This is a genomic window from Actinoallomurus iriomotensis (assembly GCF_030269445.1).
Lineage (GTDB): Bacteria > Actinomycetota > Actinomycetes > Streptosporangiales > Streptosporangiaceae > Actinoallomurus > Actinoallomurus iriomotensis.
This window is the reverse complement of sequence record NZ_BSTJ01000001.1, coordinates 1,252,789-1,279,558: the sequence shown is the minus strand read 5'-3', so window position 1 is coordinate 1,279,558 and position 26,770 is coordinate 1,252,789. Positions and strand designations below refer to the sequence as shown.

Below are 26,770 nucleotides of genomic sequence, written 5' to 3'. Positions count from 1 at the left end.
TCAGGAGAGACCGCGAGGTCGTAGTACGTCCTCGGCGAGGCTGCCGAGCCAGTCGACCAGGAACGCGATGCAGCAGGTGAGAACGCCTCCAGTGATCAGGACCGGATGGCGTGACAGTTTGATGCCGTTGACGATCATGTCGCCGAGGCCGCCCGCGTTGACGAAGGTGGCGAGCGTGGCCACGCCGACGGTGAGCACCAGTGCCGTCCGCAGACCGGCCAGGATCACCGGCACGGCCAGCCGCAGCTCCACCGAGAGCAGTACCTGCAGCCGCGTCATGCCCATGCCGCGTGCCGCCTCGACCAGGGCGGGGTCGACCTGCTGGATGCCGACCATCGTGTTGCGGAGCACGGGCAGCACGCCGTACGCGACCAGGCCGATCATGGCGATCTTGAACCCGACTCCGAACTTGATGGTGAGGAGCACCAGCACGCCGATGGAGGGGATCGCCTGGCCCAGGTTGGAGAGGCCGAGGATGACCGGGCTCACCCACCTGGCCCTCGGCCGCGAGACGACGACGCCGAGAGGGATCGCGATGACGACGATGATCACGCTGGCGATCAGCGTGAGTTTGAAGTGCTCGATCACCCGGTCGTGCATGTACGTGTAGTTCAGCGTGCGCCGCTCGATCGAATCGAGCTTGAGCCCGTGCACCCACAGGTAGAGCACGCCGAGCGCGGCGGCGATCGCGATCGGCGTCCCCAGGTGCCGGAACAGGACGCGCGCCCGGCCGCGCCGTGGTGCCCCGGTGTCACCGACCCCGCCGGTGACGGGCAGCGTGTCAGCCACCACTCGGCTCGACCTCCCGGCTCTCACTGTTGATCGCTTGACAGATGTCCTGGTAGGTCAGGCGGTGACGTACGTCCCCCGAGACGGCGGCGACCTCCTCGGTCCCGTGCGCGACCATGGCGTCCAGCGCTTCGCGCAGGGTCGCCGTCGCCTCGACCTCCGGCAGTCCGGCCGTCCCCTCCGGGCCGTCGCCGGCGGTGCGGGCCTCCTCGACGGTGATCAGGGCCAGGCGCTTCAGCGTCCCCGCCGTGCCGATGAAACCGGCGACGTAGTCGTCCGCGGGAGCGCTCAGGATCCGCGCCGGCCGGTCGTACTGGGCGATGTGCGACCCCTCCCGCAGTACGGCGATCCGGTCCCCGAGCTTGATGGCCTCCTCGAAGTCGTGCGTGACGAAGATGATGGTCTTGCGGAGTTCGCGCTGCAGGCGCAGGAACTCGTTCTGCAGGTGTTCGCGGGTGATCGGGTCGGTGGCGCCGAACGGCTCGTCCATCAGCATCACCGGCGGGTCCGCGGCGAGCGCGCGAGCCACACCGACCCGCTGTTGCTGTCCGCCGGACAGCTGACGTGGATACCTCGACCGGAAGTCCGCCGCGTCGAGCCCGACCAGGCCGAGCAGCTCGTCGACCCGGTCGTTGATCTTGGCCTTCGACCAGCCGAGCAGTTTCGGCACCACGCCGACGTTCTGGGCGATGGTCAGGTGCGGGAACAGCCCGATCTGCTGGATCACGTAACCCACGTGGCGGCGCAGGTCGTCCGGGCGCATCCGCAGCACGTCCTCGTCGCCGATGCGGATCTCGCCGGAGGTCGGCTCTATCAGCCGGTTGATCATCTTCATCGTGGTCGTCTTTCCGCACCCGGAGGGGCCGACGAAGACGACGAGTTCCCCGGCCGGCACGTCGAGCGAGACCGCGTCCACGGCGGGAGCGGTCTGTCCCGGATAGCGCTTGGTGAGCTCGCGCAGCTCGATCCGGACGCCACCGTCACTGTTCTCGAACACGAAGACCCCTCGGACTGGTTAGACGGCGGACGATGAGGAAGAACAGGTCGCAGAGGAGGGCGAGGATCACGACGCCCAGCGTTCCGGCCAGCGCCTCGTTCAGCGAGTTCGCCGAGCCCAGCCGGGCCAGCCCGTCGAGGATCTGCTGGCCCAGCCCCGGACCGGCCACATACGCCGCGATCGCGGTGATGCCGATGATCATCTGTGTGGCGACGCGGATCCCGCTGAGGATCAGCGGCCAGGCGAGCGGGAGCTGAAGGCGCCACAGGACGTGAAAGGAGCTCATCCCCATGCCGCGCCCTGCCTCGATGACCGCCGAGTCGACGCCGCGCAGGCCCACGACCGTGTTCCGGATGATGGGCAGCAGCGAGTAGAGGGTGAGCGCGAACACGGTCGGTGACCAACCGAGGCCCAGTACCGGGATCAGCAGGCCGAGCAGCGCGAACGACGGGATCGTGAGGAACCCGCTGGAGACACCGATGGCGAAGCCGCTCAGTCGCCGGTGCCGCCAGGTGAGCACCCCGATGCCGACACCGAGCACGGTGGCGATGGCGATGGACAGCGCCACGACGAGTGCGTGCTGTCCGAACGCACGCGTGAGCTCGTCCGACCTCGTCTGGACGTACTCCGTGAACGTCATCGCACTCTTTGAATAGCCATGTTTTATACCTAATTGTCGGGATCTAGCGCTTGGAGGGTGGAATCTTACGGCATGAAACGGTCCGAAACCATGTAGGGACCCTCAGTCACGACGGCGACGGTCGTGTTCGCGCGCCGCGCGCGGGTACGTGGCGCGCCGACGGCGAGCCGAGGGCGGGAGGCGTGGATCGTCGCCGCGGAACACGTGGCCGGCCTGCGAAAACGCCCCCGAGTGTCGAGTGCGGGCGCGGCCGCGCGATGACGGCCGGAGCGTGCCGCGACGGGAGCGGATCACGACCAAGATCACGTTTTGGCATCGCGTTCGGGATTCGCCGGAGCGAGGCAATTAGCCGACGAAATTTTCGGCGGAGCGCCGCCCGGCCCCCGTACGGAAAAAGCCCTCACCCGTATGGGGGGCGGGCGGTCGCCCGCGGTGTCACCCCTTGACGGTCAGCAGGGGGCGGAGTTCGACGACCGGGTCGGCGACGCCCGCGTGGCGCAGGCTGGAGACGACCGGGCCGATGTCCTTGTAGACCCAGGGCGCCTCCTGCTTGAGGTCACGGCGCCAGGCGGCCAGGACGTCGGCGCGGTGGGTGACCTTCGGGTCGCGGTGGTCCAGCGGCGTGACCACGCGGAACTCCCGCAGGAACGCGTCGAGCTCCTTGTCGTTCGACCGTGAGGCGGCGCCGCGCGGCACCCGGCGGCCCGCGCCGTGGCAGGCGCTCGCCAGCGACCGCGGGTTGCCGTGCCCGCGCAGGATGTAGCTCGCCGCGCCCATCGAGCCCGGCACGATGACGGGTTCGCCCCACAGCGCGTACGGGCCGCCGGCCGTCTCCTCGTAGCCCCCGGCCGGGGTGGCGCCCTTGCGGTGGGTGACGGTGTCGCCGTCCTGCCAGAGCAGGTTGTGCGGCGCGTCGTACACGAGGTCGGCGGTGAGATCGCCGCACTCGGCGGCCAGCCCGGTGCGCAGCATGAGGGACAGGAAGAACCGGTTACCGACCGCGAAGTTCGCCGCGTTTCCGAGGGCGTCGAGGTAGCGCCCGCGCCGCGTCGCGGAGCGCTCGTCGAGCGACATCGGGATGATCTTGTTGTCGGGCACGGGGAGCTCCTGCGGCCATGCGGCGCGGGCCTGGTCCATGCCGTCGGCGTTCGCCTGGTGGCCGAGGGACAGCGAGCCGCTGTGCACCATCGAGACGACTTGGCCGAGCTCGAAGCCCCAGGCGTACGCGGCCTGCCGGTCGTGGACGGCGGCGACGTACTGCAGCTCGGCGAAGTGGTTGCCGCCGCCGACGCTGCCGATGATGCTGTCGTAGCTCGTCCCGCCCGCGCTCGTGATCCAGTCGCGGAACGGCTCCGCGGTCGTGGTGGGGTAGCGGGCGCGGTGGATACGGTCGTGCCTCTCGTCCTCGCGCAGCGCGGCCCAGACGCCGTCGTTCGGCGGCGGACCGGCGTCGAGGAGGCCGGGCAGGCCGTCGCGGAGCAGGCCCTCGCGCTGCGCGGCGGTCAGGGCGATGCGGCGGCCGCCCTCGAAGAACAGGTGGCGCAGGCGGCGTTCGAGCGCGTCGAGCCGGGGGCGTACGTCGTCGGCGGTCAGCGAGGTCGTCTCCACGCGCATGCCGCAGTTGATGTCGTTGCCGACGGCCTGGGGGATCAGCGCGCCGCGGGTGCGCAGGACCGTGCCGATCGGGATGCCGGCGCCCTTGTGGAGGTCGGGGGTGAGGACCACCCGGGTGATCGCGGCGTCCCCGCCGAGTCGTTCGAGGGTGCCGGCGGTCTGGAGGACGGTGAGGATCTCGTCGATGGCGCTGGATTCGATCGGCACGTCCTCGGCGGCGCAGATGTCGACCGGGACGTGCCAGGGGTTGGGCAGGCGCAGCCAGTCGTCGTCGACGCGGACGAGTCGTGGATCCTGCGTGGGAGAGCTGGGCATGAGGCCTTCCTGACGGCTGCGGATGAGGGCATGAAGAAATGCGCCGCGTTTTCGGTGCGCGGCGGATCGCCGGTATTCCCCGGGTTCAGCAGCCGCGAGGTGAAATGACGATATCCCGCCGGGCCGGGGCGGCCGCAACGGGATTTCGTCGGTTCTCTCGGTTACCGGGTCCGCATCGCCGCGACCGGGGCGGTGAGCGGGGCCCGGCGGGCGCTGCGGAGCGTGCTGACGCTCATCGCGAGCAGCCAGTAGCTGAGGATCGCGCCTATGGAGGCGGTCGTGCCCCAGCCGTTGGCGGCGTAGAAGAACGAGGGCTTGTTGCCGAAGAACATCGAGGGGATGAAGGCGAAGTTGATCGCCGCGAGGACGTACGCCGAGCGGCCGGTCCAGCGAGGGAGCGCCCGCGTACGGCCGATCGCGTACCCGAGGGCGGCGAGGAAGATGCCGAGCAGCATGCGCCCGATCGAGCCGTACAGGATGTAGGTGCCGCTGACGGTGATGGTCGGGTCGATCGGGTGGTCCGTCGCGATGACGGAGCCGGCCTCCAGGCCGCTGGAGATCAGGGTGACCACCACGTACGCGAGCCCGGCCGCGGAGGCGATCCCGCCGATCCACTCGTGCTGGGGGCTGACCGACTTGATCAGTTCACGGAAGCCGGTGACGAAGAGCAGGAGGGCGCCGAGGGCGAGAATGCCGATCAGGAGGCGGGCCAGAACGTTCCAGTCCGGCGGCGCGTCGTCGTAGACGAAGTAGAGCGGCACTTCGACGATGAACGCCACGGCGGCGGTGAGGCAGGAGAATCCAGTGAACTTGCGGGCGAGTTTCTCGTTCATTGCGGCTGGGGCCTTTCCGAGCGTTTCTTGCTGATGTCGGCAATCCTGCTGGGGAAGGCCACAGTGCGTCCGTGGGCGTGGACACCGAGTAAGGGTGGACCTGGCACCACTCTTTCCCCGGTGGTGCCAGGACCTGGTGCGTGCGGAACGACGGCTCGGCGGGGTCCTACGCCGGGGTCTCCCAGAGGTCGAGTTCCCGGTCGATGTCGCTGCCGGGCGCCGTGTCGCCGCCCCGTGCCCAGTACTGCGCCGCCCGGCCGAACGGCAGGACGGTCGACGCCGCGCTGCCGGCGACGCCGACGTAGTTGTTCAACGCGCGTGTCCCGCCTTGACCGTCTGGTACCTGGTAGGACAGGACCCGTATCTTGCGTTGGTCGAACGGGTACGGCTTCCCGGATGGATCGGTCCAGTACTGGTTGAAGCCGAAGTTGCGAAGAACGCCGTTCTTGGCCGATCGCCCGGTCTGCTTTCCCGTGCTGACGAAGACGTGAAAGTCGTTGATTCTCGCGTGTTTCCCGGTGGCGTCGGCCCTGACGCGAGAAAGGGTCTGGCGGCCGCCGCCGTACCCGGACTCCATGAATTTCCGTCCGGGCGTCGAACGCAGCAGCGCCGTGAAGGACTTCGCCTTGATCTGCCGGAGCTCGGCGCGCAACCGGCGCACCAGGCCGCTGACGCGCCGGAGCATTCCTGCCAGCACCGTCATCACCCGCCCGACGTCGCCGGCGGTCCTGCTCGACTCCGCGGTGATCCGCTGCGCGGCGGCAAGCTCCGAGGCTCCCAACGTCTCGGCCGCGGCCAGCTGGGCGCTGAGCCAGGCCACAACCGCCCACACCACCACCTCGCTGATCATCCCGCGGATGATCGCCTCCACGTCGGTGATGAGCGAGCTGACCAGCTGCAGCAGCGCCGCCGTCCGGTCGGCGCTGCCCGCGGTGTCCGCGATCCCGTCTCGCACCTCCGTCAGGCGCTGCCGCGCGGTGTCCGCGGCGATCCCCTGCCACGTCTCGCCGAGAGTCCGGTGCATGGTCTCGTCGAGGTCGGTCGCGAGCTTGCGGCAGCCCTGGGCGATGCTGTCGAAGTTGTACGCCGCCTGTCCGGTGGCGATCGGGTCACCCGTCAGCCGGTCCGCGACGGTCTTCGTCCAGTAGAACGCGTTCAGCAGGAAGGAGACGCCGCCCCGGGCCAGAAAACCGATCGGGTCGGCGATGATGTTGGCGTAATTGGAACGCACCGCTAGGAAAGCGGCAGAGGCGTCGGTGACCAGCAGTGCGATATCAGTGCCGATGTTGTACTTGTCGTCGCTGTCCAGGTCGCCGAAGAACCGCCAGGTATGAAGGGCCGCCGATCCCAGCGTGCCGGCGGCCATGGGCAGAGAAGTGATGACGCCGTTCCAGGCGCGGTGGTCCTGGTAGAACCGTGAGGCCGGATTCAACTGGCGGAGTCGCCGGCCGTCGCCGTATTCGTCGCCGACTTTCGCCAATACCCGCAGACACGCCGTCTCAGCGGAAGAATAGTGGGTGCCCGTCGCGTGGAGACGTTTCTTCGCGCCGTCGATGGCGCCGGACATGTGGTCCAGATGCTGTTCGAACTCGGCGGCGAGCGACAGGAAATCCTGTCTCAAGGACCGGAGCAGCCCCCACACGTGCTCGGGCGACAGGGCACGCGTCGCATCGCCGGTGGCGCGGTGAAAGGTCTCCACCCGGGTCGCCAGTGTCTCGACGCCGCGCGCGGCGCTTCCGACGGCACCGGCGGAGGCGATGTATCCGTCCATACGCCGTCCCTCAAGACGATCCCGCCGGTGCCCGGCGTCAAGCGGTGAATGCCGAAGTCGATCTTACCGAGCGGCCTCGCGGCTCCCATCGTTGACCTCGGCGGCCATCCGTCCAGCGCGTGGTCGGCGGTCAGGTCCTGGGTGCCGATGACGTCCAGCAGGCGCAGCTGCTCCACAGTTCGCCTTCCGCCGTGTGGCCCGGCGGAAGGCGAGATACCGTGCGTAAGGCGGCTTCGAGTATCGGTTTCGGTCTGAGTGGGGACGGCTGGTCTTGCGGGGCGACACGATCGGTGGATCGCGATGAGACGTCGGCAGCGACTCGAGTTAATGCTGCAGGTGACGCTCGTCATCACGGCAAGCCTGTTGGGAATTGTCACCAACTATGCCACGAACAGTCAGCGAGCGCCGTACGTCCTCAAGGTCCTGCAAGGGGTCGCCACTCCCGCCATCGGGGTCTTCATTCTCGCGCTGATCGTCGGGAACGTCATCGTCTATCGCCTGGAGAGCCCCACGGCGCCCAAGCGGGTCTGGGATTCCCGGCGCACCCCCTATCCGGGGCTGGACGCCTACTCGGAAGACGACGCACCGATCTTCTTCGGCCGAGACATCCAGATCGCAGAGTTGGTCCGTCGGTCGCATGAAGCGCCGGCCCGCTTTGCGGACCGCTTCATTCCCCTGGTCGGCGCCTCGGGCAGCGGCAAGTCGTCCCTCATCCGCGCCGGGCTCGTCCCGCGGCTTCGGGAGCGTCGATGGACGGTGTTCCCGGTGATCGTCCCTGGAGCGGACCCGATGAGCGCACTGGCGAAGGCGCTGAGCAGCGTCCTACCCGACGTCGATGTGACGGACCTCCAGCAACGGCTACGCCGCTCACCGCAGGCGCTCGGCGCCGAACTGCGGCGGCTACGCCGGGGCGGTCAGAGGTTTCGGCGGCTGCTCATCGTGATCGATCAGATGGAAGAGCTGATCACGCTCAGCGGACGAAGCGAACGCACGCTCTTTCTGAACATCCTGGCCGATGCTCTACGGCGCGATTCACGCCTGTGGGTGCTGACGACGGTACGAGTGGAATTCCTGCGGGACTTTCTGGAGACATCTCACCCGGAATTGTTCCAGTCGCCGATGGCGATCGGCACGTTGGGCCGTACCCAGCTGGTACAGGTCATCGAGCGGCCTGGCGAACTCGCCGGAATGTCATTCGCGTCCGGCCTGGTCGAGGAGATCATTAAAGAGACCGGCACCGTCGATGCCCTTCCCCTGCTGGCTTACCTCCTGCAGGAGCTCTACTACACGGTCAGTCCAGCCGCCGTCGCGACGGAGGAGCACTACAGGGCCCTGGGGGGAGTCGCGGGCGCACTGGCGCGCCAGGCCGATCAGGTCGTAGTCGAGCTCCGGGGCGACAAAGGGATCGACGACGTGCTCAAGGTCTTGTTGAAGTTCGTGGCGGTGGAAGGTCAGGAGGTCGCCCGCCGTAAGGTCTTCCTGACCGGCCTGTCGGCCGAGGAGCGCCGAGTCGTAGACGCCTTCGTGGACGCGCGTCTTCTCGTCACTGATGTAGAGGAGAACCGGCCGTCGGTGCACGTCGCCCATGAGGCGTTGTTCCGTCAGTGGCCTCCGCTGCGTCAAGAGGTGGAGGCGCGAGCCGAACAACTACGCCAGCGTGCCGAGCTGGAACGTTGGGCGGCCGACTGGTTCCGCTCCGACCGGAGCGGTGACTATCTGCTCACAGGGGATCGGCTGGTTCTGGCCGAACGCTGGCTTGCCGGGCTGGAAGAGACCGGTCAGGCATCGGATCCGGTACGGCAGCTCGTCGACGTCTCCAAAAGACGCGACCTGGCCTTCCTACGCAGGGTCTCTGACGGCATCGGCGAGCACGTCCTGGCGAACGTCGAGCGGTATCCAGAGCTGTCTATCCTGCTGTCGCTGGCAGCGTTAGGGGAGTGTGCGGCCACTCCGGCGGCGCAGCGCGCCCTAATGACCGCGTTGGCCTTTAGCCATCTGCGCACCGTGCTGGTCGGCCACACCGACACGGTCCGCAACCTTGCCTGGTCGCCGGACGGCTCCAAAATCGCCACGGCATCACGGGATGGGACCGCGCGGATCTTCGACGCGGTTTCCGGGCGCGGTCTTCTGACGTTGACCGGTCATACGTCAATGGTGGAGATGGTCGCCTGGTCCCCGCGTTCGAATCGGGTCGCGACCGCGTCCCGCGACCGCACCGTACGAGTGTGGGACGCCCACACCGGCGCCCAGCTCGACGTCCTCAGCGGAGCTGGGGACGTCGTGCGAGCCGTCGCCTGGTCTCCCGACGGTCGCTGGATCGCCTCGGCGTCCCGGGACCTGGTCGTACGGATCTGGGACGCCTACACCGGACGGCTCGAACAGGCATTGCACGGACACCGGGACAACGTGCTCGGTATCGGCTGGTCTCCTGACGGGAGGCGTCTGGCCACCGCCTCACACGATCGAACGGCGATAATTTGGGATCTCGACGGCTCGACGCCCACGCGAACGCTGAGCGGGCACACGGACTTCGTCGAGGGACTGGCGTGGTCGCCCGACGGTGCCGAGCTGGCCACGTCGTCCGGCGACCACACCATCCGGATCTGGGACCCCGACGATGGCCGGGAACGGCTGTTGATTCGCGGCCACGCAGACCAGGTCTGGAACGTGGCGTGGTCGCCCGACGGCACTCGGATTGCGTCGGTGTCCACGGACCGAACGGCCAGGGTCTTCGACACCCGTGACGCCAGGCTCGTCGCCGTGCTGCGCGGTCACGATGACACCGTATGGGGCGTCGCTTGGTCACCCGACGGTACCGCGATCGCGACGGGCTCCGAGGACAGCACCGCCCGCATCTGGAACATCGTCCCCCAGGGAGCCGAAGACGTCCTCGTTCATGGGCACGACGAACGCGTGAACCAGGCCACGTGGTCCCCCGACGGATCGCAGGTGGCGACGGCATCCGATGACGCGTCGGTGGGCGTCTGGGATGCTCGCACCGGCCGGCGGACCTCAGTTCTGAGCGGTGGTGCCGGCTCCCACACGGATCGCGTCTGGGCGGTCGCGTGGTCGCCGAGCGGATCCACGATCGCGACCGGTTCGAGTGACGACACCGTGCGGCTGTGGCAGGACGGCTCGGCCGTCGTCCTGGCGGAAGGCGTGACCGTCGAGGCCGTCCACTGGTCGCCGGACGGAACCCGGCTGGTCACTGGCGGACACGACGCTCTGCTACGTGTCTGGGAAGTGTCCGAGCGGGTGTGCACCGCCACCCTTAGCGGCCACCAGGACTGGGTGATCAGCGCAGCCTGGTCACCAAGCTCACGCATGATCGCCTCTACCTCGGACGATCGGACCTGCCGAATTTGGGAGGTCGGCTCCTCGGATCAGCTCACCGTCCTGCGTGGACACGATAACTGGGTGGATGACGTCTCCTGGTCACCGGACGAACGTCACGTCGTCACCTCGTCTGCGGACTGGACGGCCCGCATCTGGGAGGTCGCGACGGGGCGGGAGGTGGCGATTCTCAGAGGCCACCAGGGCCGGGTGCGCACGGTCGCGTGGTCTCCTGATGGAACTCGCATCGCGACCGGTTCCGATGACCACACCGTGCGCGTGTGGGATGCCGCGAGCCAAGAGGAAGTCGTGGTAGCCGGAGTCCATCAGGACAAGGTGACGTCGGTGGACTGGTCCGCCGACGGGCGGCTGCTGACGGCTTCGTTCGACGGGACGGCCCGGATCTGGCGCGCGGAGCCGGACTTCGATGTCCTCCAGGCCAGGGCGCGAAATCGAGTGTTTCGCTCACTCAGCGCCGAAGAACGCCGCAACCACCTTCTTCCGTCACAACCTTGACCGCTAAAGAACCGTCTCAACGGTCCGTACGTCCGTGTCGAGCAGGTAGTCGGCCGGATCGAGGTTCATTTGCTCGCGTTTGGGAGACGCCCAATAGGCGGCGTTCCGGTCCGCGAACGTCTCGTCCCCCTCATAGGAGACCAACCACACGAACTGGTTGCGCTCCCGGTCCAGCCATCCACCGCCGATCTCAAAACCGAACTCCAGCCGTAGGGGCACGATCAGGCTCCGCCACTTATCCGCCCACTCGTCCAGCAGGCTGGCGCGAACCGTGTAGACCCGGAGTTGCGTTGTCCGCGGCATCTGACGCATCCCATTCCCTCGTCCTCGCCCCCGTCGGGCGCCCGATCGACTGATTATCCCGACAGGCTCATGACGTGGCCGTCAGGTCCTGGGTGCCGATGACGTCCAGCAGGCGCAGCTGCTCCACGGCCCGGGTGCCGGGGCGCGGGGCGAACCACAGCAGGCGCTGGCGGCCGTCCTCGCTCAGCAGGGTCAGGCAGTCGATCTCGATGACGCCGAGCTCCCGGTGGATGATCCGCTTGCTGTCCCGGCGGCGTACGGCGACGTCGCCGGTGTCCCACAGCCCGGCGAACTCCGGGCTCTCGCGGCGGAGCGCGGCCACCATCGCGTCGGAGTGACGGTCCCTCCCGCGGCGGCCCACGGCGGCGCGCAGGTCCGCCGCGAACGCCGCCGACTGGTGCGCGTGGTCCTCCGGCGGATAGATCGCGCGGGCGGCCGGGTCGGTGAACCAGCGGTAGGCGAAGCTCGTCTCGAAGCCGCCCGACGTCGGGTGCCGGCCGAGCAGCGCCACGGCCAGGGGGTTCTGCACGAGGGTCTCGTGGAGGTCGGTGATGATCTGCGCGGGCGTACCCGTGAGCCGGCCCAGCAGGTCCAGCATGGCCGGCTGGACGTGCGCCAGTGCGCCGTGCGGCGGAGGAACGGGACGTCCGCCCAGGTTGAACAGGTGGTCGCGCTCGTCGTGGTCGAGCCGCAGCGCCCGGGCCAGCGCCGAGAGCATCTGCGCCGACGGCTGCGCGCCGCGGCCGCGTTCGAGTTCGGTGTAGTAGTCCACCGAGGCCCCGGCCAGCGTGGCGATCTCGTCGCGCCGCAGCCCCGGCACCCGCCGCCGCGGCCCGGTGGGCAGGCCGACGTCGGCCGGCCTGATCCGCGACCGCCGGGAGCGCAGGAACGCGCCGAGCTCGGAGAGGTCCATCAGCCCAGTATGGCCAGAGGCGGCCCGCTCATCGTGGGGACGTCGTCCCCAGGAACGGCGTCCAGGGGTTACCGCGCCCGGCGATCGATGGTATCTGTGGGTAGTTGACCGATTACCTGATTCCTCTTGGTGTGTCCTTCACGCCGCCGGGGAGGTGCGTTGAACGAGCGGATCGTGCCCCGTCACGTGGCGTGCGTGATGGACGGCAACGGCCGGTGGGCGGCACTGAGGTCGCTGCCGCGCACGGCCGGGCATCGGGCGGCGGAGGCCGCGGTGATCGACGTGATCGAGGCGGCGCACGCGGCCGGGGTCGAGTGGCTGAGCCTGTACGCCTTCTCCACGGAGAACTGGCGGCGGCCCCCGGCCGAGGTCGCCTTCCTGATGCGGCTCGTACGGCGCGCCATCCGCAAGCACGCCCTGTCGTTACACGCGCGCGGCATCCGGTGCCGCTTCCTCGGAGTCACCGATCCCCGCATCCCGCCGCCGCTGGCCCGCGACATCGCCGACCTGATGATGCTCACCCGCGACAACCGGCGGATGACGCTGACGGTGGCATTCGACCACGGCGGGCGCCGCGACATCGTGGAGGCCGCGCGGTCGCTCGTCCGCGACCGGGTGCCGGCGGAGGAGATCACCGAGGAGACGTTCGCCCGCCATCTGCCCCACCCCGACACGCCCGAGGTGGACCTGGTCATCCGCACCTCCGGCGAGCAGCGCATCTCCAACTTCATGCTCTGGCACGTGGCCTACGCCGAATGGGTCTTCCCGCTCGTGCTCTGGCCGGACTTCCGCGCCGGGCACTTCCGCGAGTGCCTGGACCTCTACCGGCGGCGCGAACGCCGCTTCGGCGACGTACGGGTACCCACCACGACAGGAGACGCATCGTGACCAGCGAGACGACGACCGCACCGGCTTCGCTCGACACCGCCGACCTGTACGGCCCGGACTCGATGCTGCGGCGGTTGTGCCACGAGGCGCGCTGGGGGCTGGCGGTCGCCCGCGCCACCGTCCTGGAGGCCGCGCACCCGCAGATCGGCGCCGCGCTGATCGCCAACTCCACCTTCGTCGCCCATCCCTGGCGGCGGCTGCGCAACACCGTCCTCAGCGCCCAGCGGCTGGTCGACCCCGACGAGCGGGTACGGCGGCGGGAGGCCGCCCGGCTCAACCGGCTGCACGCCCGCATGGCCGGCACCGACGCCGAGGGCCGCCCGTACACCGCGCTCGATCCCGGGGCGCGCGCCTGGGTGGTGGCGACGCTGTTCGAGTCCACGGTCACGATGTACCGGCTGGGCGGCCGGTCCCTCGACGGCGCGTCCCTCGACCGCCTGTACGCCGAGTTCCGGGCGTTCCTCGCCCAGATGGAGGGCGGTGAGGGCGAGCTGCCGCCGACGCTGCGGGAGTTCTGGCGCTACTACGACCTGATGGTCGAGGAGCGCCTGGAGAACACCGAGGCGGCCGCCCTCATCCTGCACCGGCTGTTCGCGGAGGTGCCCGCGCCGCCCGTGCTGCGCGACCGCCCGGCGGTGTGGGCGGCGGGACGGGCGCTGGCCGCCCCGCTCGCCACGGCGGTCACCGTGGGCTCGCTGCCGGCCCCGCTGCGCGAACGGCTGGGGCTCGCCGAGATCCCCGGCGCGCGGACGCTGACGCACGCCGCGTACCTGTCCACCGGGCTCGCGTCGCGCCTGCTGCCGGACGCGTGGACGCGGCTGGAGACGGTCATGGCGATGTTCGATCCGACCTTCACGCCACGGCCGGGCACCGACCCGTTCGCGGGGCTGCGGCGCGGCACGGCCAAGGCCGGGGCGCTCCTGCGCCTGCTCACGCCCGACCGCGAGACGGCCGCCGAGGCGCCGCCATCGGCCATGCGTTTCTTCGCCGAGGTGCTGGACCAGACCGGCAACGGCTCCCTCGACTGGCCCGACCTCGCCGCGATGGCCCGGGAGATCGCCACCCGCCTCGACCTGGACGAACGCGGCGAAGACCGCCTGTTCACCGCCTTCGCCGACTGGTGGCGCGAGCTCCAGGCCGCGCTCGACACCGACCACGACGGGCGCATCAGCGGGCACGAGTACGCCGCGGCGGCCGCCACCATGACCAGCCCCGCCCTCGTCCGGGTCGCCGAGGTGCTCTTCGACGCCACCGACACCGACGACGACCAGGCCATCGACGCCGAAGAGCACCGCACGCTCTTCCGCGTGGCGTTCGAGCACGACCCCGGCGACACCGGCACGCCGGACCGCCTGACCCGCGCCGCGTTCGTCCGCGAGTTCCTGAACTTCATGGCCGGCCGCCACCACTCCGAGGGTTATGACCGGCTCTTCGCCCAGGCCTGAGCTCCCGGGTCAGCCCGGCAGGGTCGCCGCGACCAGCCGGCGGATCGCGTCCAGGTCCACGTCCTCGGCCAGCGCCGACTCCTCGGGCATGTCCTTGATCACCTCTTCGACGTTGAGCAACGTACGGAACAGCCGCGGCAGCACGGTGCGGGCGAGCAGGTCCTCGGCGAGCGCCGCGCTGTCCGCGTTGTCCATCGCGTACCGCTCGGCGAGGTAGGCGCTCAGGCGTTCGTACGTGCTGGCGAAGATGGCGTCGAAGTACGTGCTCGAACTGCCGGGCAGCCGCTCGGCCTCGGCGATGATCAGCCGGCAGGTCCGCACCTGGGCCTCCCACACCATCAGCTGCAAGAACCGCCCGCAGAACCGCGTCACCGCCTCCGGGGGGTCCTCGGCGTACGCGCCGGGGGTGCCCAGCCGGTGGAGGTACAGCTCACGCACGAGATCCAGGACCGCGAGGAACAGCTTGTCCTTGCTCTCGAAGTGGGCGTACAGCGTCCGCTTGGACGTCTCGGCGCGCGTCGCGACGGTGTCCATCGACGCCCGTTCATAGCCGGTCTCGAGGAACACGTCCTTGGCCGTGAACAGGATGTGACGGCGCAGCTCCTCGCCGCGCCGCTGCCGGCTCCGCTGCGGTTCGTCCTTCATCGGCTTGCGTCCTCACAAGTAAACGGTACAGTAGAGTTTACTTCACTCGGAGGCCCGGACCGGCTCCCTTGGAGAGAACTCATGATCGTCATCACCACCCCTGCGGGAAACATCGGACACCGGGTCCTCGACCGGGTCCTGGCCGGCGACCAGCCGGTCCGCGTCATCGTGCGCGACCCGGCCAAGCTGCCCGCCGACGTCCGTGACCGGGTCGAGGTCATCCAAGGCTCGCACGGCGATCGGCGGGTCGTCACCCGAGCCTTCGACGGCGCCGACGCCGTGTTCTGGCTCTATCCGCCCGACCGCGGAGCCGACGACGTCGTCGAGTCCTACGTCGGCTTCACGCGCCCCGCCGCCGAGGCGATGCGCGGCCAGGGCGTCAAGCGCGTCGTGGACGTCAGCTCCCTGGGCCGCGGCACCGCCTACGCGGGCCGGGCGGGGCAGGCGACCGCGTCGCTGGCCATGGACGACCTGATCGCCGGCACCGGCGTCGCGTTCCGCGCGCTGGCCCTGCCCGGGTTCATGGACAACATGCTGCGGCAGGCCCGGGCCCTCCAGGAGCAAGGCGTGTTCTTCGGCGCCCTCGCTCCCGACCTGAAACTGCCCACCGTCGCCACCCGCGACATCGCCGCCGTCGCCGCCCGCCTGCTGCTCGACACCACGTGGACCGGCCGGCAGGAGCTCCCGGTGCTCGGCCCGGAGGACCTGTCCAACAACGACATGGCCGCCGTCATCTCCGAGGTCCTCGGAAAGCCGGTGTGGTACGAGCAGGTCTCCGCTGAGGCGCTTGGGAAGCGGCTCACCGGCCACTCCGTCTCCGAGGCCGTGGCCCGGGCGATCCTCGACATGATGACCGCGGTGAACAACGGCCTGTACGACGGCGTCGCCCGTACGCCCCAGCACGCGGTCGATACTCGCGGCGCCCACCCGTCCTGCGCACGCCTGCCGAGCACGGGCCGGCTCGCACGGCACACGCGATGAGCCTCGTCTCACCCTGGGGACGCCGTCCCCGGGGAAAGGGCCCTCTGGTCACCCGCGTCCCGTACGGCGACGGTGGAGGGAAACGAGGAGGAACACATGCCATTCGCCAACCTCAAGGTGCCGGCGGGCCTGCTGTCGGCCGAGGAGAAGCAGAGACTCGTCACCGGAGTCACCGAGCTGTACGTCGAGACCTTCGGCGAACGAGCCCGGCCCAACACCATGGTGCTCGTGGAGGAGGTCACCGACGGCGGCTGGGGAGTGGCCGGCCAGGTCCTGACCCAGGCGAAGCTCCAGCAGCCCGACGAGCAGCCCGACCAGAAGCCGGATTCCTCCGGCGGCTGAGCGCCCCGCGGGAACCCGGCGGGCGTCCGGTGAGTCGAACCAATTCTTCGATCATGATGAGGAGACACCGGTTTGACTCAGGACGTCATCGGCGAGGCCCTGGTCCGGGCCTTCGCGGACGAGAACCTCACGGCCCGGATCACCGGCCCCACGACGATCGGCATCAGCGTCCCGGACGTGGGCGACCTCAGTACCGACATCGGTGAGTGGCGCGCCCACGCCGGTCGCGTGGCGCCGGCCGACCTTCCCGCGTTCGCCGCGGACTTCGTGCGCGGCTTCGCGCGCGGGATCCGCAAGCAGCTGGACCGGGCGCAGGCCGCCGCGGCGGTCGACATCGAGAGCCTGCTGGCCGCGGAGGCGCTGCGCGTGCGGATCTACCCCGAGGCGGCGCTGGCCGAACCGCCCGGCATGCGGGACGCCCTGCTGACCCGCACTCTCGCGCCGGGGCTGGTGGAGACGGTGGTCGTCGACCGGCCCGACTCGATCGTGCCGCTCAACCGGGCGGACCTCGGCGGCCGGCCGGAGGACCAGGTCTTCGGCGCCGCGCTCCACGCGTCCCTGAGCCGGGAGCCGCACAACACCGGGACCGACGAGATCTGGGGCGTCCCGATCACGCACATCGGCGAGACCCACCGTTACATCGGTTCCCGCGTTCACGTGCTCAGGCGCTTCCTCGGACCCGCCCCGTACGGCGCGCTGGTCTCCTTCCCGGTCCCGGAGTACCTGATCGTCCACGAGATCGGCGGCACGCACGTGATCGCGGCGATGGAGGCCATGCAGGCTCTCGCCCGTACCCACGTCGAGAAGGGGGAGAACGCCCTGACCGCCCAGGTCTACTGGTGGCGCCCCGGCGCGTACGAGCAGCTGCCCGAGGCGCAGGCGCTCGCCGGCGGCCAGGTGCCCGACCTGCGGCCCGTGGAGATCGAGGTGGACCACCAGGAGAAGAGCATCACCCCGCGCACCGCGGAGACGCAGGAACTCGTCGACCTCTGGATGCGCGCCAACGCCTGACGCCCGGGGTCACGGAAGAACGCGTTCGGCCGGCGGGCGGGGATGGCGGGCCAGGTGGTCCTGGAGTTCGCGGTGGCGGAACTGGTAGGCGATGCCCGCGACGCGGATCAGCGCGGCCTCCTCGTAGCACCACTGCAGGAACCGGCCCGGCCGCCGTGGCAGCCGGCCCACCATGCAGACCGTCAGCAGCAGATAGCGCAGCGCCGCCAGGCCCGCAGCGCCCGCGGGCAGGAGGATTCCGAGCCAGAACGCGAACACGAGGCCGGCGGCCGCCGCGGCCGCCGTGAGTCCGTTGAGCCCGCCGGGCCGGATCTGCGCGATGATCCCGGCGCAGAGTGCCGCCGGCAGTACCAGCCCGAGCATGACCGCCACCCCGCTGGCGAGGTCGTCGCGGACGATGTCGCGCGGGGCGGCGACCGGCTTGGAGCCGGGAGTCATCGCCGCGTTCCAGAGACTGAACAGGGCCCCGGCCACCAGACCGCAGGCCGGACCGGCCACCAGGCCCACCGGCCCGTACCGGACTCCGCCGATGAGCCCGAGCGCGGCACAGACCGCGAGCACGATGACCGTCACGCCGGACCGCAGTTCTCCCAGGTCGATGTGGGTGAGGCGGGGCCACTCCTCCACCCATGAGATGAACCCCACGCCGCCGGCCATCACGACGGCCACGACCATGCCGAGTGCGTACCCGCCGGCGGTGCCGGAGCGGATCGCCACCATGAGCACCGATCCCGTGACCGCCGTGACGAAGGCGATGAGTCCCAGGGTGAGGACGCGAGCGCCGTTGCCGGCGAGCGGCCAGAGCTCGTGCAGAACGATGTCCGTGCTGGACAGGGTGCGCCCCGCGACGGGCGGCCGGGTCGCGTTGGCGTTCAGATGGCGGGCCAGGACCCCCAGCCAGGCGTGGACCTGCTCGGGCCGATGGCGGGGCCGCCCGCCTCCGGAGGCGGTGGCCGCGACGGCCGCGGGGATGTACAGGCCGAGCAGATGGTCGCGGATCTCGTCGGGGTCCGCGGCGCCGGACGGGCCCGTGAGGCGGGTCAGTTCGGCGGGATCACGCAGGTACGCACCGGTCTCGGGGTGGCGTTGCTGGTAGACGGTGACGGCCACGGTGAGCCGCCAGGGCGTGGCCAGGGCGTCGGCCAGCGGGTGGCCGGGCCGGGCGAGAGCGTCCAGGACCGGCTGCCAGCGTGCCCGCTGATGTGCGCCGGCCACCGCCTCGACGAACCTCCCCGCGGGCTTCGCCCTGACCGGCCGGAGGGTGATACGGGCCGCGTCGTGCGCCCAGGCCTCACTGGCGATGAGCTCGTCGTAGTCGGTCGAGCGGCAGGTGATCACCAGCCGGGCCTTGGCGCTCCCGCGCTGGTGGGCGTTCAACGCCCGCAGCGCGTTGCCGGCGCGTGAACCGTATCCGGGCTCCGGCTCGGCGTCCATCTCGTCCAGCCCGTCGACGACCGGCAGGATCCGGTCGTGCTTCACCAGCGCCCGTGCCGTGGCCGGGCGCAGCCGGAAGGTCCGGACCAGGTGGGTCGTCAGCCAGTCGGGCACGCTCACCTTCGGGTCCCAGCCGGCCGCCGGGACACGGACCGGCACCGGATCGTCGAGCGCGCGGTCCGGGTCGGTCAGCAGGCCGAGGATCAGCTCGATCGCCAGCACCGTCTTCCCGGACCCGGGGTCCCCAGTGATCACCAGTCGCTGCGGGCTCAGCGCACGGAAGTATCCGGCGATCCCCTTCAACGTGCCCTTGGCCGCGGCGCCGGTGGCGTTGTGCCCGGGCGCGGGGGTGAGGACGAACTTCACGTTGATCGTCCGGTCCTGGCCGCCCAGGAGCTGGGTCCGCTGCGCCGTCTCGTCGCTCAGGACCCTGACGGCCAGTTCCCTGGTCCACCGGTCCACGTCGGTGTCACCGGCCCGCTCGGCGCGAGCCGCCTGCCGGCCCGACCACACCGCCACCAGCAACGAGAGGAGGGAGAGCGTCGCGCTCAACGGATCGATGCCGCCCCACGTCGCCTTTCGCAGACCGGCCACGGCCACCGCGCCGGCCAGCACGAGCAGCAGCCCGCACGCCAACGCCCATATCCCACCCGAGCGGCGATCCCCGTTCATATCGCACCATCATCAACAACGACGCGCCCGCGCGCATGGGCTTCGGCGCATCAGGGGGTCCCCGGACGAAAGCTACCGAGGAGGCGCCACCAGACCGGTCTCGTAGGCGATGATGACCAGCTGGACCCGGTCGCGGGCGTCGAGCTTGGTGAGCAGGCGGCTCACATAGCTCTTCACGGTGGCGACGCTGATGACCAGCTCCGCGGCGATCTCGCTGTTGGACAGGCCGCGTCCGACGAGGGTCAGCACCTCGTGCTCCCGTTCGGTGACGCCGTCGAGCGTGGGCGGTTCGGGAGCGGGCGCCGGACGGCCGGCGAACTCCTCGATCAGGCGGCGCGTGACACTCGGGGCGATCAGGCCGTCGCCGGCGGCGACGACGCGGATCGCGGCGAGGATGTCGTCCAGCGCCATGTCCTTGACGAGGAATCCGGCCGCGCCGGCGCGCAGGGCGCCGTAGACGTGGTCGTCGTCGTCGAACGTGGTCAGGACGACGACGTGCGCGGAGGAGGGACCGGCCGCGATCCGCCGGGTGGCCTCGATCCCGTCCATGCCGGGCATGCGGATGTCCATCACGACGACATCCGGGTCGAGGTCCCGTGCCAGCTCCACCGCCTCGGCGCCGGTGCCGGCCTCGCCGGCGACCTCGAGGTCGGGGGCGTCGGTGATGACCATCTGCAGGGCGGTGCGGACCAGCGGCTGGTCGTCGGCGAGAACGACGCGGATGGTCATGCGACGCCTGCGGGGAGGGGGAGTTCGGCGGTCACGCGGAAGCCGCCTCCGGGCACCGGCCCGGCGGAGAAGTCTCCATGGAGCAGGGCGACGCGTTCGCGCATCCCGGCCAGGCCGTAGCCGGTGTCCGGGGTGCCGCCGCGTCCGCGCCCGCCGTCGACGACCTCGAGCAAGAGCGCCCCGTCCCGATGGTCGATGGAGACGGTGCACGATCGGGCGTCGGCGTGCCGCACCACGTTCGTGACGGCCTCCTGGATGATCCGGAAGGCGGACAGGTCGACCTCCGGAGAGAGCGGGCGCCGGTCCCCGTGCCATCGGACGTCGACGTGGACACCGGCGGCCGTGGTCGTCTCGGCCAGCCGGTCGACGTCCGCCAGACCGGGCATCTCGTCGAGCGGTGCGATGTCGGTTCCCTCTTCCCGCTCGGCCTGCCGGAGCGCGCCGAGCATCCGGCGCAAGCCGGACAGCGTCTCCCGGCTCGCGGTCTCCACCTCGCCCAGGGCGTCGCGTGCCCGGGCGGGCTGCGTGTCGATGACTCTCCGCGCCGCTCCGGCCTGCAGGGCGATGATGCCGATGCTGTGCGCGACCATGTCATGCAGCTCGCGGGCGATCCGGAGCCGTTCGGCGGTCACCGCCTGCGCGCGCCGGCCGTCGGCGTGCTCGCGGGCCTGACGGACCGAGTTCCCGATGAGCCAGGCGATCAGCGCCGTCATCATCACGGCCAGCTCCGTCGAGGTCCCGATGGACCATCCGCACGCGACCCGGAAGGCCAGATAACCGGCCAGCGTGGCGACCACCAGACCGGCGGCGGTGAGAGACGTCCGGCGCCGCCCGGAGGCCGCGACGAAGCACAGGGCGACGTCGACGGAGAGGAACTGCGGCACCGGGATCGCGCCGACGCTCAGCGGAAGCGTCCCGATGACGGAACCGGCGAGCACCAGGACGATGGCCGCGATCGGCCGGCGGAGCAGCAGGCGGCCGCCGGCCAGCGTGAGCGCGGTGGCCGTCATCAGCATCGTCAGGCCGTCCCACCGGTAGAAGATGACCCCGGTGTTCATCGATGCCGCGTTCTCACCGGGCAGCCTCAGCCGGATGAGGAACGTGAAGACCGTGCCGGCGCACCAGGCCGAGGTCGTCCAGACGCCCGGCGTAATGCGCCTGAACAGGGGAGAAGGGGACGCGGCGGACATGGACCCGATCGTATTCGGGTGATCTTGGGGACGCATCGGACCACGGGCGTACGACCACGGGCGATACCCGTCCCCGGGGATACCGCCGACGGCCCGATGCGCGGCGGGCCCGGCCCGCGACACCGTTGGCCAGTGATCGAAGTGAGCGGACTGACGAAGCGCTATGGCCCGAAGACGGCCGTCAACGGACTCACCTTCACGGTGCGTCCGGGACACGTCACCGGGTTCCTCGGCCCCAACGGCGCGGGCAAGAGCACCACGCTGCGGATGATCCTGGGACTGAACGAGCCGACCAGCGGAACCGCCGCCGTCGCCGGCCGCCCGTTCCGGGACCGCCCGCGCGGACTCCGGCACGTCGGCGCGCTGCTCGACGCCCATGACGTGCACGGCGGCCGCACCGCGTACGCGCAGCTGTCCGCGCTGGCCCGCGGCAACCGGATCCCACGGCGCAGGGTCGAGGAGGTCCTGCGGGAGGTGGGCCTGGCCGAGGCGGCGCGCCGTCGCGTCGGCGGGTTCTCACTGGGCATGAGGCAACGGCTCGGCATCGCCACCGCTCTGCTCGGCGACCCGCCCGTGCTGTTGTTCGACGAGCCGATCAACGGGCTGGACCCCGAGGGCGTGCGATGGGTGCGCGGGCTGTTCCGCCGCCTGGCCGCCGAAGGGCGGACCGTGTTCGTCTCCAGCCACCTCATGAGCGAGATGGAGCACACGGCCGACCATCTCATCGTCATCGGCCGGGGCGAGCTGATCGCCGACGAGAGCCTGGCCGCGTTCGCGGCCCGCGGTACGCCCCAGAGTGTGACCGTGCGCACTCCTGACGTCGCCTCGCTGACGGCCGTCCTGACCGCCGAGGGAGCGTCCGTACGACCGGACGGGGACCAGGCGCTCACGGTCACCGGTCTGAGCGCCGCCCGCGTCGGCGAACTCGCCTTCCGGCACCGCGTGCCGCTGCACGAACTCGCCGCCCGCACCGCCTCGCTGGAGGAGGCGTTCATGGAACTCACCGCCGGCAGCGTCGAGTACCTCGCCGGAGACGTCCGATGACCGCGCCGGCCCTCACCGACCGCCCCGCCGTCGCCGAGCCCCGCGCCCGGTTCCGCGACCTCCTCGCCGCCGAGTGGACCAAGCTCTGGTCGCTCCGCTCGACCTACTGGACCCTGCTCCTCAGCGGGCTGGCCGTCATCGGGCTGAACGTGAACGCCGCCGTCGCCGACCACCACAACTGGCCGCGGTACGGCGCCGACATCCGCGCCATCTTCGTTCCGATCTGGGCGATGCGGGACGCTTTCACGCAGGTCGCCGGTCTGGTGCTCATGCTCGCCGCCGGCAGCGTCGGCGCGATCACGATCACGGGCGAGTACGGCACCGGACTGGTCCGCACGACCTTCTCGGCCGTGCCGGACCGCCGTTCGCTGGTGACGGCGAAGCTGATCGACGTGACGGTGGTCATGCTCGGCTACGGAGCGGTCGTCGCCGGAACCTCCTTCTGGGCGACCCAGGCCATCCTGTCCGGCCGCCACGCCGGCATCTCCATCGGCTATCCCGGAGCGTTCCAGGCGGTCGCGGCGTCGGCGGTGCTCGCACCGGTGTGCGCGCTCATCGGCATGGGCCTCGGCGCGATCATCCGGCACGGCGCGGCGACCATGGTGATCACCACCGCGGTGCTCCTGCTGCTGCCCTTCTGCTTCACCGACCACTACCGCTGGACGGCCGACATCGAGCACGTGCTTCCCGCGAGCGCCTGGCAGCGCCTGATCGACGTCGGCTACGGACGTTTCGGCTTCCCCGTGCGCCGGCCGACGACGACCACCGAGGCGTGGATCGCGTTGGCCCTCTGGGCGCTCGGCGCGGCGCTCGTCGCCATCACCGTCGTCCACCGCCGCGACGTGTGAACGATGGGCGCCACTCTCATCGTCACCAATGACTTTCCGCCGCGGATGGGCGGCATCGAGACGTTCGTCCACGAACTGGCGCGCCGGTTCCCGCCCGGCGAGGTGGTGGTCTACACGTCGCGTGAGCCGGGCGGGGAGCGGTTCGACGCCGGACTGCCGTTTCCCGTGGTACGGGATCGAGCTCGGACGCTGCTGCCGACTCCGACGGTGGCCGCGACGGCGGCGGCGGTCGCGGACGAACACGGATGCGACCGGGTGTGGTTCGGCGCGGCCGCGCCGCTCGGCCTGCTCGCCGGGAGGCTCGGACTCCCCTCGGTGGCCACCACGCATGGGCACGAGGTCTGGTGGGCGTCCTTGCCCGGGTCGCGGCAGGTGCTGCGCCGGATCGGCGGCCAGGTGGGCACCGTCACCTACCTGACCGGGTACACGCGTCGGCGGATCGTCCGGGCCTTCGGCCCCCGGACGCGAACGACGCGGCTGGTCCCGGGCGTGGACACCTCGGTGTTCCGCCCGGACGCCGACACCTCCGGGATCAGGGAGCGCTACGGCCTGCGGGACCGGCCCGTCATTCTCAGCGTGTCACGGCTGGTCCCCCGCAAGGGGCAGGACCGGCTGATCCGGGCGCTGCCGCTGGTGCGGCGGGCGGTGCCGGACGCGACACTGCTGATCGTCGGGTCCGGCCCGTACGAGGACCGGCTGCGCCGGCTCGCGGGGGAGGGGGTCGTGTTCGCCGGGCCGCATCCGCACGAGGCGCTGCCGCCGTTCTACGCGGCGGCGGACGTGTTCGCCCTGCCGTGCCGGAGCCGGCTCGGCGGGCTGGAGGTCGAGGGGCTGGGAATCGTCTTCCTGGAGGCCGCCGCGGCCGGGCTTCCGGTCCTGGCGGGGGATTCGGGCGGTGTACCCGAAGCCGTCCGGGACGGCGAGACCGGGTACGTGGTGGACGGGCGTTCGGTGCCGGCCATCGCCGACCGGCTGGTCGAACTGCTCACCGCCCCCGGCGCGATGGGGGAGAAAGGCCGCGCCTGGGCCTGTGCGGAGTGGACCTGGGACCGTTCCTACGAGCGACTGCGCGACCTGCTGTCCCGTACGGACGGCACCTGACCGGACGGTGGCTCCGCGTTCATCTCCGCGGGGCGTGGCCGGACAGGCGACGGGTGAGCTCGGCGGAGGCCTCGCGGACGCGGGCGGCGATCTCGGGCCACTCCTCCTCCGCGCGGGCGTCGCGGCGGAACGTCACCGTCATCGCGGCGGCCGGGCGGCCGACGTGGTCGAAGCTGCACGCCGCGATGCTCGCGAAGCCCTCCGTCACGTGGCCGTCCTCGACCGCCCAGCCGCGCCGGGCGTCCTCGGCCAGGAGCCGGCGCAGCTCCCGCAGCGAACGGGGGCCCGCTCCGGTCCGGTTGACCAGCTCTCCGGGAACCAGGGCCCGCACCTGCGCGGTGGGCAGGTGGGCCAGCATCACGCGGCCGCTCGCGGTCAGGTACGCCGGCATCCGTACGCCCACGTCCGTGACCAGGGTCGCGTGGTGGCGGGGCTGCTCCTTCAGCAGGTACAGCGTCTCGGCCCCGTGCAGCACGCCGAGCTGGACGATCTCGCCGAGCCGGTCGACCAGGCGGACGAGGAGCGGGCGGGCCAGGCGCTCCAGCGGGCCCTGGCGCAGGTACGCCGAGCCGATCTCGAACGCGGTCACGCCGAGGCCCCACAACCGGTCTTCGGGCAGGTACGTGACGAAGCCGTCCTCGGCCATCGCGGTGAGCAGGTGGTACGTGCTGGAGCGCGGAAGGTCCAGCGAGCGGGCGATGGCCGAGGCGGCGAGGGGCCGCGCGGAGGAGGCCAGCAGGCGGAGCACGGCCATCACCCGCCGTGCCGCCGGCACCTGTTCGCCCGCCATACCTTCTAGTGTCTCGTATCTGAGACACATGCCGTCCACCCGGGGTGCGGGCACGGCACGCGGTCGCGTCCAATAGGGGTATGACGAACATCCCCGTCGGCACCGGCCCGCTCGCCTTCGGCGACGTGGTGGCGGTCGCCCGCCACGGCGCCGAGGTCACCCTCACCGACGAGGCCCTCAAGGCGATCGCCGAGGCCAGGGCGCACGTGGACGACCTCGCCTCCCGGCCCACGCCCGCGTACGGGATCTCCACCGGCTTCGGCGCGCTCGCCACCCGGCACATCCACGAGGAACTGCGGGCACGGCTCCAGGAGAACATCGTCCGCTCCCACGCCGCCGGGTCCGGGCCCGAGGTCGAGCGTGAGGTCGTCCGGGCGATGATGCTCCTGCGCCTCAGCACGCTCGCCACCGGCCGTACCGGCGTGCGCCCCGTCACCGCCGAGACCCTCGCCGCGCTGCTCAACGCCGGCATCACCCCGGTCGTGCACGAGTACGGCAGCCTCGGCTGCTCCGGCGACCTGGCCCCGCTCAGCCACGTGGCGCTCGCGCTGATCGGTGAGGGCGACGTCCGCGACGCCGACGGGAACAAGACCTCCGCGGCTCAGGCCCTGGCCGAGGCGGGCATCCAGCCCCTCACCCTCGTCGCCAAGGAGGGCCTGGCCCTGCTCAACGGCACCGACGGCATGCTCGGCATGCTCGTGCTGGCCATCGAGGACCTGCGAGCCCTGCTGCGCGCCGCCGACATCGGCGCCGCCATGAGCGTCGAGGCCCAGCTCGGCACCGACCGGGTCTTCGCCCAGGACCTGCAGGAGCTGCGGCCCCACCCCGGCCAGGCCGACAGCGCAGCCAACCTCCGCCGGCTCCTCAAGGACTCGGCGATCATGGAGTCGCACCGCGGGCCGCACTGCAACCGCGTCCAGGACGCCTACTCGCTGCGCTGCTCCCCGCAGGTGCACGGCGCGGCCCGCGACACCCTCGCCCACGCCGCTCTCGTCGCCGAGCGCGAGCTGGCCTCCGCCGTCGACAACCCCGTCGTGCTGCCGGACGGCCGGGTCGAGTCCAACGGCAACTTCCACGGCGCGCCCATCGCGTACGTGCTGGACTTCCTCGCCATCCCGGTCGCCGACGTCGCCTCCATGGCCGAGCGCCGTACCGACCGGATGCTGGACGTGGCCCGCTCGCACGGGCTCCCGGCGTTCCTGGCCGACGACCCGGGCGTCGACTCCGGCTACATGATCGCCCAGTACACCCAGGCCGCCGTGGTGAACGAGCTCAAGCGGCTCGCCGTGCCCGCCAGCGTCGACTCGATCCCCAGCTCGGCCATGCAGGAGGACCACGTCTCCATGGGCTGGGGCGGCGCCCGCAAGCTGCGCCGCGCCGTCGACGGCCTCACGCGGGTCGTCGCGATCGAGATCATGACCGCCGCCCGCGCCCTCGACCTGCGGGCGCCGCTGCGGCCCGGCCCGGCGACCGCCGCCGTCGTCGCCGCCCTGCGGACGGCCGTGCCCGGGCCCGGCCCGGACCGTCACGTCGCCCCCGAGATCGCCGCCGCCGTCGACCTGGTCCGCGACGGCTCCCTCGTCACCGCCGCCGAGTCCGTCGTCGGCCCCCTCGCGTAAAGGAGAG

General features: G+C 70.9%; 23 protein-coding genes. 10 read left to right on the top strand and 13 right to left on the bottom strand.

Annotation, left to right across the window (positions count from 1 at the left end; translation table 11 throughout):
- From QSK37_RS06030 to QSK37_RS06005, 6 genes are all read right to left on the bottom strand, one after another.
- On the bottom strand, positions 1-789 hold the full coding sequence (locus QSK37_RS06030; RefSeq protein ID WP_285618131.1) for an ABC transporter permease: 789 nt from the start codon (positions 787-789) through the stop codon (positions 1-3).
- Positions 782-1,786 carry an ABC transporter ATP-binding protein gene (locus QSK37_RS06025; protein WP_285618130.1) on the bottom strand — a complete coding sequence of 335 codons (1,005 nt, stop codon included), beginning with the start codon at positions 1,784-1,786 and terminating at the stop codon, positions 782-784. The genes QSK37_RS06030 and QSK37_RS06025 overlap by 8 nt, the downstream gene beginning before the upstream one ends.
- Entirely contained in the window at positions 1,770-2,426 is a 657-nt protein-coding gene (locus QSK37_RS06020; RefSeq protein WP_285618129.1) for an ABC transporter permease, read from the bottom strand. The genes QSK37_RS06025 and QSK37_RS06020 overlap by 17 nt, the downstream gene beginning before the upstream one ends.
- Positions 2,427-2,861: 435 nt before the next feature.
- Complete coding sequence (locus QSK37_RS06015; protein WP_285618127.1) at positions 2,862-4,355, bottom strand: RtcB family protein; 1,494 nt, start codon at positions 4,353-4,355, stop codon at positions 2,862-2,864.
- 161 nt (positions 4,356-4,516) lie between these two features.
- Positions 4,517-5,188, bottom strand: coding sequence for a hypothetical protein (locus QSK37_RS06010; RefSeq protein ID WP_285618126.1), 672 nt, complete (start codon positions 5,186-5,188; stop codon positions 4,517-4,519).
- Between the two features lie 166 nt (positions 5,189-5,354).
- Positions 5,355-6,959 (bottom strand): hypothetical protein, encoded by a 1,605-nt coding sequence (locus tag QSK37_RS06005; RefSeq protein WP_285618124.1) that lies wholly within the window; start codon positions 6,957-6,959, stop codon positions 5,355-5,357.
- A 327-nt stretch (positions 6,960-7,286) separates the two neighbouring features.
- Here QSK37_RS06005 and QSK37_RS06000 point away from each other — a divergent pair, with 327 nt between their 5' ends.
- Complete coding sequence (locus QSK37_RS06000; RefSeq protein WP_285618123.1) at positions 7,287-10,808, top strand: nSTAND1 domain-containing NTPase; 3,522 nt, start codon at positions 7,287-7,289, stop codon at positions 10,806-10,808.
- Between the two features lie 3 nt (positions 10,809-10,811).
- On the opposite strand, the gene QSK37_RS05995 is transcribed toward QSK37_RS06000, so the two are convergent.
- Both QSK37_RS05995 and QSK37_RS05990 read right to left on the bottom strand, forming a co-directional pair.
- Complete coding sequence (locus tag QSK37_RS05995) at positions 10,812-11,111, bottom strand: NIPSNAP family protein (protein WP_285618122.1); 300 nt, start codon at positions 11,109-11,111, stop codon at positions 10,812-10,814.
- A 67-nt stretch (positions 11,112-11,178) separates the two neighbouring features.
- Complete coding sequence (locus QSK37_RS05990) at positions 11,179-12,024, bottom strand: helix-turn-helix transcriptional regulator (protein WP_285618121.1); 846 nt, start codon at positions 12,022-12,024, stop codon at positions 11,179-11,181.
- A gap of 159 nt (positions 12,025-12,183) precedes the next feature.
- Between QSK37_RS05990 and uppS the strand changes: the two genes are divergently transcribed.
- Together uppS and QSK37_RS05980 are read left to right on the top strand one after the other, a co-directional pair.
- Positions 12,184-12,912: a polyprenyl diphosphate synthase gene (gene uppS / locus QSK37_RS05985; protein ID WP_285618120.1), complete on the top strand. Its 729-nt coding sequence runs from the start codon at positions 12,184-12,186 to the stop codon at positions 12,910-12,912.
- Entirely contained in the window at positions 12,909-14,357 is a 1,449-nt protein-coding gene (locus tag QSK37_RS05980; protein WP_285618118.1) for an oxygenase MpaB family protein, read from the top strand. The genes uppS and QSK37_RS05980 overlap by 4 nt, the downstream gene beginning before the upstream one ends.
- A gap of 9 nt (positions 14,358-14,366) precedes the next feature.
- On the opposite strand, the gene QSK37_RS05975 is transcribed toward QSK37_RS05980, so the two are convergent.
- Positions 14,367-15,002, bottom strand: coding sequence for a TetR/AcrR family transcriptional regulator (locus QSK37_RS05975; protein ID WP_285618117.1), 636 nt, complete (start codon positions 15,000-15,002; stop codon positions 14,367-14,369).
- Positions 15,003-15,083: 81 nt separating this feature from the next.
- Here QSK37_RS05975 and QSK37_RS05970 point away from each other — a divergent pair, with 81 nt between their 5' ends.
- From QSK37_RS05970 to QSK37_RS05960, 3 genes are all read left to right on the top strand, one after another.
- Positions 15,084-15,983, top strand: a complete 900-nt coding sequence (locus tag QSK37_RS05970; RefSeq protein WP_285618115.1) for an NAD(P)H-binding protein — start codon at positions 15,084-15,086, stop codon at positions 15,981-15,983.
- 96 nt (positions 15,984-16,079) lie between these two features.
- Positions 16,080-16,325 (top strand): tautomerase family protein, encoded by a 246-nt coding sequence (locus tag QSK37_RS05965; protein WP_285618114.1) that lies wholly within the window; start codon positions 16,080-16,082, stop codon positions 16,323-16,325.
- Positions 16,326-16,397: 72 nt separating this feature from the next.
- Positions 16,398-17,336, top strand: coding sequence for a hypothetical protein (locus tag QSK37_RS05960; RefSeq protein ID WP_285618113.1), 939 nt, complete (start codon positions 16,398-16,400; stop codon positions 17,334-17,336).
- Between the two features lie 9 nt (positions 17,337-17,345).
- Here the strand turns inward: QSK37_RS05960 and QSK37_RS05955 are convergent, their stop codons facing one another.
- From QSK37_RS05955 to QSK37_RS05945, 3 genes are all read right to left on the bottom strand, one after another.
- Positions 17,346-19,442, bottom strand: coding sequence for an NACHT domain-containing protein (locus QSK37_RS05955; protein WP_285618111.1), 2,097 nt, complete (start codon positions 19,440-19,442; stop codon positions 17,346-17,348).
- 72 nt (positions 19,443-19,514) lie between these two features.
- Positions 19,515-20,171, bottom strand: coding sequence for a response regulator (locus tag QSK37_RS05950; RefSeq protein WP_285618109.1), 657 nt, complete (start codon positions 20,169-20,171; stop codon positions 19,515-19,517).
- Positions 20,168-21,361, bottom strand: a complete 1,194-nt coding sequence (locus QSK37_RS05945; RefSeq protein WP_285618108.1) for a sensor histidine kinase — start codon at positions 21,359-21,361, stop codon at positions 20,168-20,170. The genes QSK37_RS05950 and QSK37_RS05945 overlap by 4 nt, the downstream gene beginning before the upstream one ends.
- Positions 21,362-21,493: 132 nt before the next feature.
- Here QSK37_RS05945 and QSK37_RS05940 point away from each other — a divergent pair, with 132 nt between their 5' ends.
- The 3 genes from QSK37_RS05940 to QSK37_RS05930 are packed head-to-tail and all read left to right on the top strand — an operon-like array spanning position 21,494 to position 24,354.
- Entirely contained in the window at positions 21,494-22,405 is a 912-nt protein-coding gene (locus QSK37_RS05940) for an ABC transporter ATP-binding protein (RefSeq protein ID WP_285618107.1), read from the top strand.
- Positions 22,402-23,253, top strand: coding sequence for a hypothetical protein (locus QSK37_RS05935; RefSeq protein ID WP_285618106.1), 852 nt, complete (start codon positions 22,402-22,404; stop codon positions 23,251-23,253). The genes QSK37_RS05940 and QSK37_RS05935 overlap by 4 nt, the downstream gene beginning before the upstream one ends.
- Before the next feature lie 3 nt (positions 23,254-23,256).
- Positions 23,257-24,354, top strand: a complete 1,098-nt coding sequence (locus tag QSK37_RS05930; RefSeq protein ID WP_285618104.1) for a glycosyltransferase family 4 protein — start codon at positions 23,257-23,259, stop codon at positions 24,352-24,354.
- 19 nt (positions 24,355-24,373) lie between these two features.
- Here the strand turns inward: QSK37_RS05930 and QSK37_RS05925 are convergent, their stop codons facing one another.
- Positions 24,374-25,144, bottom strand: coding sequence for an IclR family transcriptional regulator (locus QSK37_RS05925; RefSeq protein ID WP_285569889.1), 771 nt, complete (start codon positions 25,142-25,144; stop codon positions 24,374-24,376).
- 80 nt (positions 25,145-25,224) lie between these two features.
- Here QSK37_RS05925 and hutH point away from each other — a divergent pair, with 80 nt between their 5' ends.
- Entirely contained in the window at positions 25,225-26,763 is a 1,539-nt protein-coding gene (gene hutH, locus QSK37_RS05920) for a histidine ammonia-lyase (protein ID WP_285618102.1), read from the top strand.
- Positions 26,764-26,770 lie beyond the last annotated feature (7 nt).